Raw genomic sequence first — 16,894 nt, 5'->3', positions numbered from 1 at the left:
GCGGGGGAAGCGGCAACGGCGCCGTCCCCGCGCGTCTTGCCCGGTTGATCCGGCCGCGGCTTGCACCATGGGCGGGTCAGTCGGCGATGACGAGCAGGTCGCCGACCTCGCACTCGAGCGCGCGGCAGATCGCCGCGAGCGTCGAGTAGCGGATGGCGCGGGCCCGGTCGTTCTTCAGCACCGAGAGGTTGACGATCGAGACGCCGACCAGCTCCGATAGCCGGGTCAGCGTCATGCCGCGCTCCGCGAGGAGTTCGTCGAGTCGGCAGTGGATCCCGCTCGGCCCCTCGTCGTCGGCGGGACTCACACCAACCCCTCGGTCTCGCGCTGCAGATGCTCGCCACGGCGGAACACGATCACGAGCACCCCCACGGCGATGGCGGCCAGGAACCAGGGGAAAAGGACGGACAACGCACCCCATTGCCCGTCGTACTCGCCGCCGAGGGTCGCGAAGAGGCCGTTCAGTCCCATGTTGCGGAAGAAGGAGCCCGCGAGAGGAGCGAACAGCAGAAGCATCGAGATCGCAAAGAGGGCCCGCGTGTTCTGCCTGCTGAAAACGGCTCCTCGGAGCATCCGGAGGCAGACCAGCGAGCCGAGCGCCGTCGCAACGATCAATCCTCCGGACGAGAGGACCACGGCGATTACGAAGCAGGCGGTGGCGACGGGCGATACGCCGGGCACCGACACCTGAGCGGACGTCACGGTGCCCGCGATGCCCGCGCCGACCGAGAGCGGAAACGTCTGCGGGTCGACGGGGATGGTCGCGGTCAGAGAACCGGGCACGCTGAACATCTCGACGATGGCGCGGACGGCGACCGCGGCGATCCCGATCGCGACCACGGCTCCGACGATGATCGCCGTCCACAGATCGCCGCGGTCACGCCGCGCCTGGAGTTCGGGGGTGCGTGTCATCGAAGCATTCCTCTCGCTCGCACATATCGATAAACGTTATTAACGAAAAACGATAAGTCCGATCCCCGGCGGAGTCAACCCCCGCCGGGCGTCACGCCCACGGCGAACACAGGCGTGAGGCATCCGTCCGCTGGTTACCCTCGATGTAACACGCGAGCCGTAGGGACGCGTGCGGCCGATGCCGAGGAGCCTGCAATGTTCGAGAGATTTACCGACCGTGCCCGTCGTGTGGTTGTGCTCGCCCAAGAAGAGGCGAAGATGCTCAACCACAACTACATCGGTACCGAGCACATCCTGCTCGGGCTGATCCACGAGGGCGAGGGGGTCGCCGCCAAGGCGCTCGAGTCCCTCGGCATCTCGCTCGATGCCGTCCGCGAGCAGGTGCAGGACATCATCGGCCAGGGCCAGCAGCAGCCGACGGGCCACATCCCGTTCACGCCGCGCGCCAAGAAGGTGCTCGAGCTCTCGCTGCGTGAGGCCCTGCAGCTCGGCCACAACTACATCGGTACCGAGCACATCCTGCTCGGCCTCATCCGCGAGGGCGAGGGCGTTGCCGCCCAGGTGCTCGTCAAGCTCGGCGCGGATCTCAACAAGGTGCGGCAGCAGGTCATCCAGCTGCTCTCCGGATACCAGGGCAAGGAGCCCGCGGCCGTCAGCGGCGCGGCCAACGAGTCGGGCCAGGCAGCGCAAGGAGGTTCCGCCGTGCTCGACCAGTTCGGCCGCAACCTGACCCAGGCGGCCCGCGACAACAAGCTCGACCCGGTCATCGGGCGCGAGAAGGAGATCGAGCGGGTCATGCAGATCCTCTCGCGTCGCTCCAAGAACAACCCCGTGCTGATCGGCGAGCCCGGCGTCGGCAAGACCGCGGTCGTCGAGGGCCTCGCCCAGGCGATCGTCAAGGGCGACGTGCCCGAGACGCTGAAGGACAAGCAGGTCTACTCGCTCGACCTCGGCTCGCTCATCGCCGGATCCCGCTACCGCGGTGACTTCGAAGAGCGCCTCAAGAAGGTCACGAAGGAGATCCGCACGCGCGGCGACATCATCGTCTTCATCGACGAGATCCACACCCTCGTGGGTGCGGGTGCCGCCGAGGGTGCGATCGACGCCGCATCGATCCTCAAGCCGCTCCTCGCCCGCGGAGAGCTGCAGACGATCGGTGCGACCACCCTCGATGAGTACCGCAAGCACTTCGAGAAGGATGCCGCGCTCGAGCGCCGCTTCCAGCCGATCCAGGTTGCGGAGCCGTCGCTGCCCCACGCGATCAACATCCTCAAGGGTCTGCGCGACCGGTACGAGGCGCACCACAAGGTGCAGATCACGGATGGCGCGATCGTCGCCGCCGCGAACCTCGCCGACCGCTACATCAGCGACCGCTTCCTGCCCGACAAGGCGATCGACCTGATCGACGAGGCCGGCGCCCGCCTGCGCCTGTCGATCCTGTCGTCGCCCCCCGAGCTGCGGGAGTTCGACGAGAAGATCGCCGCCGTTCGTCAGCAGAAGGAGCAGGCGTCGGAGGAGCAGGACTTCGAGAAGGCCGCCGGGCTGCGGGACGAGGAGAAGTCCCTGCTCGCCGAACGCCTGCGTCTCGAGAAGCAGTGGCGCTCGGGGGATGTCGCATCCCACGCGGTCGTCGACGAGGGCCTGATCGCCGAGGTTCTGGCGCAGGCCACCGGCATCCCCGTCTTCAAGCTGACGGAGGAGGAGACCAGCCGCCTCGTCTTCATGGAGAAGGCGCTGCACCAGCGCGTCATCGGCCAGGAAGAGGCCATCGCCGCTCTGTCGAAGACGATCCGTCGTCAGCGCGCGGGCCTCAAGGACCCGAAGCGCCCCTCGGGTTCGTTCATCTTCGCCGGCCCCACGGGTGTCGGAAAGACCGAGCTCGCCAAGGCGCTCGCCGAGTTCCTCTTCGACGACGAGGGCGCGCTGATCTCGCTCGACATGAGCGAGTTCGGCGAGAAGCACACCGTCTCGCGGCTGTTCGGTGCCCCTCCCGGATTCGTCGGGTTCGAAGAAGGAGGGCAGCTCACCGAGAAGGTGCGCCGCAAGCCGTTCTCGGTCGTCCTGTTCGATGAGATCGAGAAGGCCCACCCCGACATCTTCAACTCGCTGCTGCAGATCCTCGAGGAGGGCCGTCTGACCGACGGTCAGGGTCGTGTCGTCGACTTCAAGAACACGGTCATCATCATGACGACGAACCTCGGATCCTCGGCGATCGCCGGTGGACCCGTCGGGTTCCAGGTCGAGGGCGACGCGCAGACGAGCTACGACCGGATGAAGGGCAAGGTCGACGAGGAGCTGAAGCGCCACTTCAAGCCCGAGTTCCTCAACCGTCTCGACGACGTCATCGTGTTCCCGCAGCTGTCGAAGCCGGAGCTGGTGCAGATCGTCGATCTGTTCACCAAGCGCCTGGCTGAGCGTCTGCTCGACCGCGACATGACGATCGCCCTGTCGCAGTCGGCCAAGGAGCGCCTGATCGAGATCGGCTTCGACCCGACGCTCGGCGCCCGGCCGCTGCGCCGCGCGATGCAGCACGAGGTCGAGGACCGGCTGAGCGAGCGCATCCTGCACGGTGAGCTGAACCCGGGAGACCACATCACGGTCGACGTCGAGAACGGCGAGTTCGTGTTCGAGACCAAGCCGCGCGGCGAGAAGGTTGCCGTGGGTGTAGCGTCCTCGGGCGAGATCTCGTCGACGCCCGACCTCGCGATCACGAGCGACTGAATCTGCCGGGTTTCGACTCGGACACACGAAGAGCGGATGCCTCAGGCATCCGCTCTTCGTCGTTTCGGGGCGGAGGCGCGAGCGGACAATACTCCGGAGAAGCAGGCCGATTCTGGGCCGAGGACACCGCTGGCGCCCCGCGAAGCGGGATTGTTCCGGAGTATTGTCCGAGACCGCGCTCCGTCGGCGACAGGAGGTGCGGGGATAGGCTGAACGGATGGGCGAATTCACGGTGCGGGCGGCGCGGACGAGCGATGTCGTCGGCATCCGCGACATGCTCGAGCCCTTCGTGCAGCGCCGCATCCTGCTCGGCAAAGACCTGGTCGTGTTGTATGAGTCGGTGCAGCAGTTCGTCGTCGCCGAGGTCGATGGGCACCTCGTCGGATGTGGCGCCCTGCACGTCATGTGGGAGGACCTCGGCGAGGTACGCACCCTCATCGTGACGGATGAGTGGCTGCACCGCGGCGTCGGACGAGCGATCGTCGACGCGCTCGAGCGCAACGCCCAGGAACTGGGACTGACGCGCCTGTTCTGCCTGACCTTCGAGGTCGAATTCTTCACGGGCCGCGGCTTCACGCCGATCGGCGAGCAGGTCGTGCCGCCGGATGTGTACTCGCAGCTGTTGCGCAGCCCCGATGAGGGCGTGGCCGAGTTCCTCGACCTGGCTCATGTCAAGCCCAACACCCTGGGCAACACCCGGATGCTCAAGACGCTCTCGTCAGGCCATGGGCCGTGAGGCTAGGGATCAGATTTCCGTATCCGCAAGTTTCGAAGAACTTACTCCTTTGCTGAACGTCACAATGCCCGCGCGTCGAAGGCCAGTCGGCATGCTCGTATTGAACCGACTTATTGAGAGGCCCCCGTGTCACAGATTGGCATCGTTGCCGAAGGCCCCCGCGAGAAGCGGGTGGCTGCGACCCCTGCAACCATCACGAAGCTGATCGCTCTCGGCTACGACGTCGTCGTCGAAGCAGGAGCAGGAGCGGCGTCATCGTTCCCGGACGCCGCGTATGCGGCATCCGGCGCCACCGTCGTCTCGGCCTCGGAGGCGTGGGCGTCCATGATCGTGCTGAAGGTCGACGCGCCGACGCCCGAGGAGGTCGCCCGGCTGGCGGACGGTGCGACGTTGATCGCCCTGCTGAGCCCGGCACTGCGGTCCGACCTCGTGGAGTCGCTGGCTACGCGGGAGATCACGGCGATCGCGTTGGATGCGGTGCCCCGGATCTCTCGGGCGCAGTCGATGGATGTGCTCAGCTCGATGGCGAACATCTCCGGGTATCGCGCGGTGATCGAGGCGGCGAACGAGTTCGGGCGTTTCTTCACGGGTCAGGTGACCGCGGCCGGGAAGGTTCCGCCTGCCAAGGTCCTCGTCGCCGGCGCGGGTGTGGCGGGTCTGGCCGCGATCGGCGCCGCATCGAGCCTCGGGGCGATCGTGCGGGCGACCGATCCCCGTCCGGAGGTCGCTGATCAGGTCGCGTCGATCGGCGGGGAGTACCTCGAGGTCGTCGTGCCCGATGAGGCCAAGGAGGTCTCGACCGACGGGTATGCCAAGGCGACCACTGCGGCGTATGACCGGCGGGCGGCGGAGATCTACTCCGAGCAGGCGGCGGATGTCGACATCATCATCACGACCGCGCTGATCCCGGGTCGCGCGGCGCCGCGCTTGATCACGGCGGCCGACGTCGCGAGGATGAAGCCCGGCAGTGTCATCGTCGACATGGCCGCTGCGCAGGGCGGAAATGTGGAGGGGTCGGTCGAGGGCGAGCGGGTCGTGACCGACAACGGCGTGGTGATCCTCGGCTTCACCGATCTGCCCGGTCGGCTGCCGCAGCAGGCCTCGCAGCTGTTCGCAACGAACCTCGTGAATCTGATCAAGCTCCTCACCCCCGGCAAAGACGGGCAGCTGCACCTGGACTTCGACGATGTCGTGCAGCGTACCGTCACGGTCGTCCGCAGGGGCGAGGTCACGTGGCCGCCGCCGCCCGTGCAGGTTTCGGCCGCGCCGCAGAAGACTGTGGCCGCGCCGTCCGTTGCCGCGGAACTGAAGAAGCCCATGTCGTCGCGTGCGCGCGGGTGGCTGGTCGCGGCGGGCATCGCGGTTCTGTTCGCCGTTTGCGCGTTCGCTCCGCCGCCGTTGCCGCAGCACTTCCTCGTGCTGACGCTGTCGGTCGTCGTCGGCTTCTACGTCATCGGCCATGTCGCCCACGCACTGCACACACCGCTCATGAGCGTGACGAACGCGATCTCGGGCATCATCATCGTCGGTGCCATGGTGCAGATCATGGCGCCCGATCTCACCGTGCAGATCCTGGCCGCGGTAGGCGTGCTGCTGGCGAGCATCAACATCTTCGGCGGGTTCGCGGTCACGCGGAGAATGCTCGCGATGTTCCAGAAGGGCCAGAATCGATGATCGCCCCCGAGACGGCCACCGCGGTCGCGAGCGCGGCCTATATCGTCGCGGCGCTGCTGTTCATCCTGAGCCTCGCCGGGCTCCGTAAGCACGAGACCAGCCGACGCGGGGTGGCATTCGGGATCGTGGGCATGGCGATCGCGCTCGCCGCGACGGTGTGGGTCACGGTCGCGGGCGCGTGGACCCAACCGCAGGCCGCGTTCGGCCTGACCCTCCTCGTCGTCGCGGTACTCGTCGGCGGAGCGATCGGCTTGTGGCGGGCGCGCGTGGTGGAGATGACGGGCATGCCGGAGCTCATCGCCCTGCTGCACTCATTCGTCGGCCTCGCCGCCGTGATCGTCGGCTGGAACGGAGCGCTCTACGACATCGGGCTCGAGGGAACTCTGGCCGACATCCACCACGCCGAAGTATTCATCGGCGTGTTCATCGGCGGCGTGACCTTCACCGGCTCGATCGTGGCATTCCTCAAGCTCTCCGGACGTATCTCATCCAAGCCGCTCGTCCTCTTCGGGAAGAATGTCCTCAATCTCGGCGCCCTGGTCTTGTTCGTCGCTCTCACCGTCTGGTACGTGATCACGCCCGAGCTGTGGCTGCTCGTGCTGGTGACGGTGCTCGCGTTCGCGCTCGGCTGGCACCTGGTCGCCTCGATCGGGGGCGGCGACATGCCGGTGGTCGTCTCAATGCTCAACAGCTACTCGGGCTGGGCTGCGGCCGCGGCCGGCTTCCTGCTGAACAACGACCTGCTGATCGTCACCGGTGCGCTCGTGGGCTCGTCCGGCGCCTACCTCAGCTACATCATGTGCAAGGCGATGAACCGCTCGTTCCTGTCGGTGATCGCGGGCGGGTTCGGCATCGAGGCGCCGACCACCGGCGACGAGGACTATGGCGACAACCGTGAAATCGATGCGGAGTCCGCGGCAGACATGCTCGTCTCGGCGTCCAGCGTCGTGATCACCCCCGGATACGGCATGGCTGTCGCGCAGGCCCAGCACGGCGTCGCCGATCTCGTTCAGAAGCTCCGCGAACGCGGCGTGGATGTGCGGTTCGGCATCCATCCGGTCGCGGGCCGCCTTCCCGGTCACATGAACGTGCTGCTGGCCGAAGCGAAGGTGCCATACGACATCGTGCTCGAGATGGACGAGATCAACGACGACCTGGCGACGACTGACGTCGTGCTCGTGATCGGGGCGAACGACACCGTCAATCCCGCTGCGGCGGAGGACCCGAGTAGCCCGATCGCCGGCATGCCGGTGCTGCGGGTTTGGGAGGCGCACAACGTGATCGTCTTCAAGCGGTCGATGGCATCCGGCTACGCCGGCGTGCCGAACCCGCTGTTCTATCGCGAAAACGCCCAGATGCTCTTCGGCGACGCCAAGGAAAGAGTCGACGACATTCTCCGGTACCTCTGATCGAGGAACTCGCGGAGGCCGAAGCATGACCGCACCGAGATCAAGGCGCCACCGAACTCAGTGATCAGAAGGTATGCATGCCCTGATCGATGCTGAGGTGCTCGGACGTGATCAGGCGAGCGTCATCGGACACCAGGAAAGCCACGGCGTTGGCGATGTCCTCGGGCTCGGCGGCCCACACGGGGAGGAAGGGGGTTCCCATGCCGTTGAGCGACGGCGACGTCTCGCCCGCCGCCGTCAGTGCCTCGACCATGGTCCCCGAACCCATGGGCGTGTTCACACCACCCGGGTGGATGCTGTTGACACGGATGTTATGGCGCCCGAGTTCTGCGGCGAAGGCGCGGGCCATTCCCGTGACGGCGTGCTTGCTGGCGGTGTAGTGCACCATGAACGGCTGCATCTTCTTGCCCGCGTACGAGCTGGTCAGGACGATCGCGCCGCCGCGGCCGCCCGCGATGATGTGCGGAGCTCCCGCGACGACGCTGTTGAACACTCCGTCGACGTTGGTCTCCATCGTGAAGCGGAACGTCTCGGGTGTGATGGCGTCCCAGGCTTCCGGGATGCAGATGCCGGCATTGGCGACGACGATGTCGAGGCCGCCCAGGGCGGCGACACCTTCGTCCACGGCCGTCCGTAGCGCGGCGCCGTCACGCACGTCGGCAATGGTGGCGACGATCCGTCGGTCTTCCGCCTCGACCAGTCGCACGGTTTCGGCGAGGTCCTCGGGAGTGGGGGAGTCGTAGGGCACGTAGTCGATGTGACCGGCGAGGTCGACGGCGATGATGTCCGCGCCCTCGCGCGCCAGCTTGACGGCGTGCGCCCGGCCCTGCCCTCGAGCCGCGCCGGTGATGAATGCCACTTTTCCCTGCAGTCGACCAGTCATGGTTGTGACCTCCCTGTCAGATTTCGAAGGCTCGTCATCGGGCCGTCCCTCGGATTATGGCACCAGGTGCAGAAAGAAGCTACGAGCGAAAGATCCGCCCGATCGCGGGCGCCACATCGCGATGATCGTGGATGACGCGACAGAGGCCGTGCCCCCGTTTGGCGAGCTCTCGGCCGAGTTCGACGTCCTTCTCACCGGTCGCGTCGAGCAGCACGTCGAGCCGGGGGAGCCGCGCCGCGAGGGGACGCGGATCCGGACCCGCGTTGTGCACGCAGTCCGAGAGCAGGATGACCCGCGCATCCCGTGCCGGAACGCGCGCGAGGTCGCGAGCCGCGAGCTCGAGGGGGAAGCCGATGTTCGTCAGCCCGCGGGCAGGCAGGCGGAGGATGGCGTCGACGAGTTCGCCCGGTCGGACCGGCGCGCCCAGCCTCAGCAGAACGGCCGCGTCGGACCAGAACGCGATGACACCGAGGTCGTCATGGGACAGTTCCGCCGACAACGCACCCACGGTCGCCGCGGCCGTCTTGATCCTCTCCCCGCGCATGGACCCCGAGACGTCGACGAGGAGTACGACCGAGCGGCGTGCGCGCACCCGTTCGCGGACGACGATGTCCTCGTCTTCCGGCACGGGGCGTTCGGCGAGCACCTCGATGGTTCGGTCCAGATCGATGTCGTCGGAGGCGCCGCGGTAGGGCAGGCTCGCCAGGTCGCCGACCCCGCGGTGCGCGGTCGCGTCACGGCGCGCGCGCGGCACGGCGAGCCGCGCCGCGATCTCGCGTGCACGCGCACGCACCGACGGATCGACCTCGCTCGGCTCGTCGGGAAGCGGGACCAGTGCGCCGACCTCGTCCGTCTCCCCTCGGGCGGTGCCACCCGGACGCGACGCGCCGGCGCTGCGGGGTGGCCCGGCCCCGCGCAGGACCATTCCGCCCGCGCCCGTCGACGCGTCGAAGAGCGTGGGCGGCTCGTCCAGGAGCTTCGGTTTCCGGCGCAGGGGAGCCCCGCGCGTCGACGTCTCGCGTCGTCCACCCCGGATGGGTGTGTCGGCCGCGACCTCTCTTCAGCCGGGATCGGCGCGGTGCGGCGCGAGGACGAAGTGGTCCTCCCAGATCTCGCGCAGCACGCGTTCGGGGGTGGCGTCCACCGCCTCGTCGAGGTGGATACGGCCGGAGAGGGCGACGATCATCGCGTCGTAGACGAGCTCGGGGTAGCCGGGTGAGTCCGGGTCATCGAGGTCACGCAACGCGGCGAGACGGAGGGCCACGAGCACGGTGTCGATCGCGCCGCGAACACTGGAACCCTGCCGGATGTCCGGGTGATCGCGCGTCGCCCGCGTCACGGCGACCGCATCACGGACGAGGCGCGCACCGAGTTCGCCGTCGGCCTCGGTGCGCAGGATGACGATTCGCTCCTCGGCATCCGCGTCCTGGTAGTCCACCGCGAGGCGGTTGAGGCGGTCGTGCACGCTGGTCGAGAGCCGCGTCGTGCCGACGTTGTCGTACGGATTCATCGACGCGATGACACGGAATGTCGGTGCGGCCCGGATCCGGCCGACCCGCGGGATCGCGAGGGAACGATCGGCCATGGCGGTCAGGAGCGTATTGAGGGTGTCCTCCGGGGCGCGGTTGAACTCCTCGATGTAGAGGAAACCGCCGCGCTGCATCGCCTCGACCAGGGGGCCCGGGACGAAGTTGTCCGCCGAGTAGTCCTCGCGCAGTACCCTCGCCGGGTTGTGGTGCCCGACGAGTTTTGCGGGCGTTAGATCCGCGTTGCCCTCGACGAAGAGCAGCGGGATGCCCCACTCCTCGGTGATCGCACCGAGGATCGTCGTCTTGCTCGTGCCCGGCGGTCCTTCCAGCACGATGTCGCGCCCCGCGGCGACGGCCGCGAGCGTGAGCTCCAACTCACGCTCGCGGCCGACGAGGTGGCGAGCGATGCGCTCGCGGCTGCGCTGCAGTCCAGCGGGGTCCGTGGGCGCCGTCGCGACCTCGTTCGTCGTCACTTCTGCGTAGACCCGGCGTCGACGGGCAGCATGATGCCCGTCACGTAGCGCGACTCGTCCGAGGCGAGCCAGAGCACCGCGTTCGAGATGTCGACCGGCTCGACCCACGGGATGGGCAGCGCGTTGAGTGATTGGAACCGCCCGCCCAGCGTCTCGCGCGTGCGCTCCTCAACCGGAAGGTCGGGCGCGAAGAGCGCGTAGAGCGAGTCGTTCTGGATCATGTCGGTGTCGACGCTCGTGGGGTGGACGGAGTTGACCCGGATGAAGTCGGGCGCCAGCTCGAGTGCGAGCGTGCGCATGATTCCCACGACCCCGTGCTTCGCCGCGACGTAGTGCACGAAGTTCGGGAACCCCTTGATCCCCGCCGTCGAGCTCGTGAGGATCATCGACCCTCCGCCGGCTGCCCTCAGGTGGGGGATCGCCGCCTTGGCCGTGTGCCAGACGCCGGTGAGGTTGACGCCGATCATGTCGTCCCACGCGGTGTCGGTCAGCTCGTCCGCGGTCGCGCTGGAGAAGATCCCGGCATTCGCGCTGACGATGTCGAGTCGCCCGAGTTGCGCGACGCCCTCGTCCACGGCGGAGCTCAGCGCGTTGTAATCGCGCACGTCGGCCTCGCTCGCCACGATCCGTCGGTCGAGAGCTTCGACCTGGCGCACCGTCTCGGCGAGATCGTCGGCCGTCGCCATGCCGTACGGCACCGTTTCGATCTGGCGCGAGATATCGACCGCGATGATGTCGGCGCCCTCCTGAGCCATCCGGATCGCGTGCGAGCGACCCTGGCCCCGCGCAGCTCCCGTGATGAAGGCGACCTTGCCGTCCAGTCTTCCCATGATGTTTCCCTTTCTGTCGTTACTTCGCGTACGCGCCGGCGTCGACCGGCAGCGCGACACCCGTGACGTAACGGGCCTCGTCGGAGGCGAGCCACAGCACGGCGTTGGAGATGTCGACCGCCTCGACCCAGGGGATCGGCAGGGCGTTGATCATCGTGGCGGCCTCTTTGAAGTCCTCCACCCCCGGGTTGTCGAGGTCGGGCCGGAACAGCCGGAACGTCGCCTCGTTGTTCACCATGGGGGTGTCCACAACCGTCGGGTGGACGCTGTTGACGCGGATCATGTCCGGCGCCAACTCGAGGGCGAGGGTGCGCATCAGACCGACGACCCCGTGCTTCGCCGAGACGTAGTGCGCGATGTTCGGAAACGCGAACAGCCCCGCGTCCGAACTCGTCAGGATCATGGACCCGCCTCCCGCGGCCTTCAGGTGCGGGATCGCGGCCTTGCACGTGCGCCAGACGCCGCTGAGGTTGACGTCGATCATGTCGAGCCAGATCTCCTCGGGCAGGTCTTGCGCCGGGGCCATCGAGGTCGAGATCCCCGCGTTCGCGCAGACGATGTCGAGTCGGCCCAGTTCGGCGACGCCCGCGTCGAGCGCGGCCGTCAGTGCCGATTGGTCGCGCACGTCCGCTTTACGGGCGACGATGCGACGGTCCAGAGCCTCGACTTGTGCGACGGTTTCGGCGAGGTCTTCCTCGGTCGCCGGTCCGTACGGCGCTCCGGGGATCTCCTCGAGGACGTCGACCGCGATGATGTCGGCGCCCTCCTGTGCGAGACGAACCGCGTGCGAGCGTCCCTGCCCGCGTGCGGCTCCTGTGATGAAGGCAACCTTGCCTTCGACCCTTCCCATGGCGTACTCCTCTCTCTTCCCGCGCGTCGGCGGGTCTCTCTTCGGTTGTGGGTTCACGAGACCGAGGGCGGCGCGTCAGCGCGCCGCGGAGGGAGTCGGGGACGGATCAGACGGTGCGGGCGCCTCCGGATCCGTGGACCGGGCACTCGTTGCGTGCGCCGAGCGGAGCGAAGAGACGATCGGGAATCTCTGACGATGTCGTCTGCATATCCATCGGATGCTCCTTATGGGCGGACATCTGTGTCGGCACCCTGCGGGTGTAAAAGATGCTAATGACACTCGGTGCCGAATGGAAGGGGTGGGCGCGGAATCCTCCTACAGTCGTGCCGGGCGCGCCGCGGTGGGGACGCGCCGAGACGCGCTTAGCCTGGACATATGAGCAGCGAAGGCCCGCGTCGACGTCGCCCGTCGCCCGCGGTGTACCGACGGCGACGCGCTGTCGTGCTTGTGGGTCTGCTCCTCGTCGTGGCGCTGATCGTCTGGTTGTTGATCGCACAGCCGTGGCGCGGGTCGGGCGACGCAGCGAATCCGCCGGCGCAGGCGTCGTCGTCCGCTTCGCCGAGCAGTACGACGCCGACTCTGCCGGACCCGGCTGCGACGGGCGGCTCCAATCCCGCGGACGCATTGCCCGAAGAAGCCGCGACGACGGATACGGCGGCCGGGCTCACCCCCGAGGCCTGCACGGCCGACAGCGTGCTGGTCGAGGCGCTCACCGACAAAGAGTCCTATGCGTCCGGCGAGCAGCCGCAGCTCAGCATGCGACTGACCAACACCAGCGCCACGCCGTGCACCATCAACGTGGGAACCACCCAGCAGAGCTTCACCATCACGAGCGGCAGCGATGTCTGGTGGCGCTCGACGGATTGCCAGGCGGCACCGAGCGACATGGTCGTGACGCTCGCGGCGGGACAGGTCGTGGAGAGTTCGGCACCGATCGCCTGGGACCGCACACGTTCGTCCGTCGATACCTGCGAGGGTGACCGTCCGCGAGCGACGGGCGGGGGAGCGTCCTACCACCTGGACGTCTCGATCGGTGGCATCCCCTCGCTGACCTCGCGGCAGATCCTGCTCTACTGACGCCCGGCTACCCTGGAAGGGTGGCACGGCAGAGCGGTGAGAGCGGCAAGCGGCGCACGTCCGACGGACGCGTGAAGAAGGCGGGTGCCGCGATGTTCCGATCCGAGGCGCTCGCGCAGGCGCTGGAGAAGCAGGATATGGCCGCGGTCGCGCTGGCACTCCGCAACGGCAACACGGTCGTGCCGCTGATGGCGCCGACGAACCGTGACAATCCGTTGGACGTCGGCGAGGTCTGGACGTACCGCGACCCGGACACGGGTGAGATCGCGCTCTTGCTCTTCAGCGATGCGGCCAACAAACCCGAGAACCTGCCTCCCGCGATCGGTCTGCAGTCGCCCGGCTGGCTGCTCGCCTTCCTCCGTACGCATCGCGATGCGATCACGACGGTGTTCCTCGATATCGCCGGACCGCACCCGATGCAGGCCTCGCCCGCTGATCTGATCGACGCGCTCGCCGACTGAAGCACGCAGCGGGGTGCGGGCTGCGTCTCCGGAGCCGGCTCAGAACTCCGGAACGTCGCGAGGTCCGCGGCCCTGACGGTCGAGCGGCCCGCGCCCGCCACGCGCCGCGCGGTCGGCATGCGCACGCACCGTCTCGAGCGCCGCCGGCAGGTGCTTCGACGCGGCATCCACGAAGTGGACGAACCCGAGACGGGATGCCTCGCCGCGGCGCTGCGACAGCTGAGCGACGGCTCGGATCTCGCCCGAGAGGCTCAGCTCGCCGACCGCCGCGACCTCGTGCGGGATCGCGAACTCGCCCAGGGCGCTCGCGATCGACAGTGCGATGGCGAGGTCGGCCGCGGGTTCGGTGAGGCGCACGCCCCCGACCGTCGAGACATAGACATCGAGGGCGCTCAGCTTGAGCCCCGCGCGCCGCTCGAGGACGGCGAGGATCATCGCGACGCGGGAGGAATCGACGCCGTTGACGACCCGTCGCGGGTTGGGGGTCGAGCTCGGATTGACCAGGGCCTGAACCTCGACGGGCAGGGCGCGACGACCCTCGAGTGCGACCGTCACGCACGAGCCGCTGACCGGGGTGCCGTGCCCGAGGAACAGACCGCTCGGGTCGGGAACCTCGGCGATGCCGTCGCCCGTCATCTCGAAGCATCCGACCTCGTCCGTCGGTCCGAACCGATTCTTGAGGGCGCGCACGAACCTCAGGGCGGTCTGGCGGTCACCCTCGAAGTGGCAGACGACATCGACGAGGTGCTCGAGCAGGCGCGGGCCCGCGATCGAGCCGTCCTTCGTGACGTGCCCGACGATCAACACCGGCAGGTCGCGCTCTTTGGCGATGCGCACGAGCGTTGCCGCGACCTCGCGGACCTGGCTCGGATGCCCCGCAAGGCCCTCGCTGAGCGAGGATGACACGGTCTGCACCGAGTCGACGATCAGCAGCGTCGGGACGACCTGGTCGATCTGCCCGACGAGGGTCGCCAGGTCGGTCTCGCTCGCGATGAAGAGTTCGTCGTGCAGGGCGCCCGTGCGCTCGGCACGCAACCGCACCTGCGCCGTCGACTCCTCGGCGCTCACGTACAGCACGCGTCGGCCGGAACGGGCGGCGCGCGCGGCGACCTCGAGCAGCAGGGTCGACTTGCCGACGCCCGGCTCGCCCGAGATCAGGATGGTCGCGCCCGCGACGAGCCCGCCGCCGAGCACGCGGTCGAATTCCCCCACGCCCGTCGGGCGACGCGGTGCCTCGATCGTCGCGACATCCGTGATCGGACGCGCGACGCGATCGGCGGTCGGCGCGTGCGGGGTGAATCCGCGCAGGATGCCGGTCTGTTCCGCGACCTCGGTGACCGTGCCCCACTGCTGGCATTCGCCGCAGCGCCCCACCCACTTGACGCTCGTCCACCCGCATTCCGTGCAGCGGTAGGCCGTGCTGGGTTTGCGGGTTGCCATGGCCTCAGCGTACGTGCGGGCCCGGACATCCGCCGTCGAAGGACGCGTGCGTCGTGGGTTCGACGCGGAGGCCGATGTGGGCGAGTGTGCGTCGACGGAAGCACGGTGCACGTTAGTGCAGAGAGCTTGCGCATTTGTTCCGCACCGGCCAGCCTGGACGAGGAGAAAGGAAGCCCATGACCGTGCGCCCGGAAGTGCGAGAGGTTTTCGAACGTCCCGACTATGACGTGGTGATCATCGGCGGAGGAATCAACGGTCTCGCCACCTTCCGCGACCTCGCCCTGCAGGGCGTCCGGGTGCTGCTCGTCGAGCGCAACGACTTCGCCTCGGGCGCGAGCGCGGCGTCGAGTCACATGATCCACGGGGGCATCCGCTATCTCGAGAACGGTGAGTTCCGTCTCGTGCGCGAGTCGGTCCGCGAGCGCAACGGTCTGCTGCGCATCGCCCCGCATCACGTCGTTCCCCTGGCGACCACGATCCCGATCCAGGGCGTGTTGTCGGGGATCCTCGCGGCACCGCTGCGCTTCCTGACGCACAAGCAACGCACGCCGAAGGCCCGTGGCGCTGTGCTCATCAAGATCGGCCTGACGATATACGATCTCTTCTCGCGCGACGGCGGCTCCGTTCCGCGCCACCGCTTCCGTGGGCGTCGCGCGTCGCGTCGCGAGCTACCCGAACTCGCCCCGGACTTCCGCTTCACCGCGACCTACTACGACGCATCGCTGCGTGACCCCGAGCGCCTGGCCCTCGACGTCGCGCTCGATGGTGAAGCCGCGGGCGATGCCACGGCACTCAACTACGTCGAGGCCGTCGGGGGCGACCAGAACGGCGTCATGGTGCGCGACGTCCTGACCGGCAGGGAGCAGATCATCACGGCACGCGTGATCGTGAACGCGTCCGGGCCGTGGACCGACCTCACGGCCCGTGCCCTCGGGCAGCCGAGCACGTTGATGGGTGGCACCAAGGGATCACACATCGTTCTCGACAACCCCGAGCTGCTCGCCGCGACGGGCGGGCGCGAGATCTTCTTCGAGCACCAGGACGGCCGAATCGTGCTGGTGTACCCGCTCAAGGGACGCGTGCTCGTCGGAACGACCGACCTCGACGCGGACCCGGGCGAACCCGCTGTCTGCACCGAGGAAGAGGTGGACTACTTCTTCGAACTCGTCGCTCAGGTGTTCCCCGACGTGACCGTCGACCGCTCGCAGATCGTGTACCGGTTCTCGGGCATCCGTCCCCTGCCCCGTCACGACGACATGGTGCCGGGCTTCGTCTCGCGTGACTACCGCGTCGTCGACACGCAGGGTCCCGGGGCGCCGATGCTCAACCTGGTCGGTGGCAAGTGGACCACGTTCCGGGCGCTCGGCGAGCAGCTGACCGACCGCGTGCTCGCGCTGCTGCAGAGCGAGCGCCGCGTGTCGACCGAGGACCTCCCCATCGGCGGGGGTCGTGATTATCCGCGGCCGGATGCGAAGGATGCCTGGATCCGTTCCGAGCTGGGTGGCGTGTCGCGCGAGCGAGGGCGCGTTCTGTTGGAGCGTTACGGGACCAAGGCCCGGGATGTCGTGAACTTCCTCGCCCTGGCACACGACGAGCCGATCCTCGGCGACCGCCTGTCCTCGCGCGAAGTGGCCTATTTCGTTGACCAGGAGAAGGCCACGCGCTTGAACGACGTCCTTCTGCGGCGCACCGACGTGACCTACACAGGCGACCTCACCGACGACGTCTTCGAACACACGCTCGCCGCGTTCGCGGACGCTGCCGGATGGGATGCCGCGCGCATCGAGGAAGAGCGCTCCCGCTCGCTCGCCGAGCTCCGGGTCGCTCACGGCGTCGCGCCGCGCGCGGTGGCGGAGCGAGCCGGGCAGCGACGGCGCGCCTCGCGCTGAGCGGCGAGGA

General features: G+C 68.1%; 15 protein-coding genes. 7 read left to right on the top strand and 8 right to left on the bottom strand.

Annotated features, from left to right (window positions below; all coding sequences use genetic code 11):
* Positions 1-76: 76 nt before the first annotated feature.
* Both CGU35_RS14585 and CGU35_RS14580 read right to left on the bottom strand, forming a co-directional pair.
* A complete protein-coding gene (locus CGU35_RS14585; protein ID WP_100812261.1) occupies positions 77-307 on the bottom strand; it encodes a helix-turn-helix domain-containing protein in 231 nt (76 codons plus the stop codon).
* Complete coding sequence (locus CGU35_RS14580) at positions 304-912, bottom strand: hypothetical protein (RefSeq protein ID WP_100812260.1); 609 nt, start codon at positions 910-912, stop codon at positions 304-306. The genes CGU35_RS14585 and CGU35_RS14580 overlap by 4 nt, the downstream gene beginning before the upstream one ends.
* A gap of 195 nt (positions 913-1,107) precedes the next feature.
* On the opposite strand from CGU35_RS14580, the gene CGU35_RS14575 reads away from it, so the two are divergent.
* The 4 genes from CGU35_RS14575 to pntB all read left to right on the top strand — a co-directional run bounded on the left by CGU35_RS14575 (position 1,108) and on the right by pntB (position 7,452).
* Entirely contained in the window at positions 1,108-3,633 is a 2,526-nt protein-coding gene (locus CGU35_RS14575) for an ATP-dependent Clp protease ATP-binding subunit (protein ID WP_100812259.1), read from the top strand.
* A gap of 217 nt (positions 3,634-3,850) precedes the next feature.
* Positions 3,851-4,369: an amino-acid N-acetyltransferase gene (locus CGU35_RS14570; RefSeq protein ID WP_100812258.1), complete on the top strand. Its 519-nt coding sequence runs from the start codon at positions 3,851-3,853 to the stop codon at positions 4,367-4,369.
* A gap of 126 nt (positions 4,370-4,495) precedes the next feature.
* Positions 4,496-6,043: a Re/Si-specific NAD(P)(+) transhydrogenase subunit alpha gene (locus CGU35_RS14565; protein WP_100812257.1), complete on the top strand. Its 1,548-nt coding sequence runs from the start codon at positions 4,496-4,498 to the stop codon at positions 6,041-6,043.
* Positions 6,040-7,452 carry a Re/Si-specific NAD(P)(+) transhydrogenase subunit beta gene (gene pntB, locus CGU35_RS14560; RefSeq protein ID WP_100812256.1) on the top strand — a complete coding sequence of 471 codons (1,413 nt, stop codon included), beginning with the start codon at positions 6,040-6,042 and terminating at the stop codon, positions 7,450-7,452. Before CGU35_RS14565 ends, pntB begins: the two co-directional genes overlap by 4 nt.
* A gap of 64 nt (positions 7,453-7,516) precedes the next feature.
* Here the strand turns inward: pntB and CGU35_RS14555 are convergent, their stop codons facing one another.
* The 5 genes from CGU35_RS14555 to CGU35_RS14535 form a co-directional block, all read right to left on the bottom strand.
* Positions 7,517-8,335, bottom strand: a complete 819-nt coding sequence (locus CGU35_RS14555; RefSeq protein ID WP_100812255.1) for a mycofactocin-coupled SDR family oxidoreductase — start codon at positions 8,333-8,335, stop codon at positions 7,517-7,519.
* Between the two features lie 79 nt (positions 8,336-8,414).
* Entirely contained in the window at positions 8,415-9,260 is an 846-nt protein-coding gene (locus CGU35_RS14550; RefSeq protein WP_100812254.1) for a vWA domain-containing protein, read from the bottom strand.
* 135 nt (positions 9,261-9,395) lie between these two features.
* Positions 9,396-10,337, bottom strand: a complete 942-nt coding sequence (locus tag CGU35_RS14545) for an AAA family ATPase (protein WP_198519610.1) — start codon at positions 10,335-10,337, stop codon at positions 9,396-9,398.
* A complete protein-coding gene (locus CGU35_RS14540) occupies positions 10,334-11,167 on the bottom strand; it encodes a mycofactocin-coupled SDR family oxidoreductase (RefSeq protein ID WP_100812253.1) in 834 nt (277 codons plus the stop codon). Before CGU35_RS14540 ends, CGU35_RS14545 begins: the two co-directional genes overlap by 4 nt.
* Positions 11,168-11,186: 19 nt before the next feature.
* A complete protein-coding gene (locus CGU35_RS14535) occupies positions 11,187-12,017 on the bottom strand; it encodes a mycofactocin-coupled SDR family oxidoreductase (RefSeq protein WP_100812252.1) in 831 nt (276 codons plus the stop codon).
* Positions 12,018-12,392: 375 nt separating this feature from the next.
* Here CGU35_RS14535 and CGU35_RS14530 point away from each other — a divergent pair, with 375 nt between their 5' ends.
* The gene (locus CGU35_RS14530) at positions 12,393-13,094 is read left to right on the top strand and encodes a hypothetical protein (RefSeq protein ID WP_198519609.1); all 702 of its coding nucleotides are present in this window, start codon (positions 12,393-12,395) and stop codon (positions 13,092-13,094) included.
* A gap of 92 nt (positions 13,095-13,186) precedes the next feature.
* A complete protein-coding gene (locus tag CGU35_RS14525) occupies positions 13,187-13,555 on the top strand; it encodes a dehydrogenase (protein WP_100812415.1) in 369 nt (122 codons plus the stop codon).
* A 39-nt stretch (positions 13,556-13,594) separates the two neighbouring features.
* On the opposite strand, the gene radA is transcribed toward CGU35_RS14525, so the two are convergent.
* Positions 13,595-14,995: a DNA repair protein RadA gene (radA, locus tag CGU35_RS14520; protein WP_100812251.1), complete on the bottom strand. Its 1,401-nt coding sequence runs from the start codon at positions 14,993-14,995 to the stop codon at positions 13,595-13,597.
* Between the two features lie 176 nt (positions 14,996-15,171).
* Here radA and CGU35_RS14515 point away from each other — a divergent pair, with 176 nt between their 5' ends.
* A complete protein-coding gene (locus CGU35_RS14515) occupies positions 15,172-16,884 on the top strand; it encodes a glycerol-3-phosphate dehydrogenase/oxidase (protein WP_100812250.1) in 1,713 nt (570 codons plus the stop codon).
* Positions 16,885-16,894 lie beyond the last annotated feature (10 nt).

The sequence above is a fragment of the Microbacterium sp. BR1 genome (assembly GCF_002812725.1).
Lineage (GTDB): Bacteria > Actinomycetota > Actinomycetes > Actinomycetales > Microbacteriaceae > Microbacterium.
The sequence above is the reverse complement of the archived record's forward strand: the minus strand, read 5'-3'. Positions and strand labels throughout refer to the sequence as shown.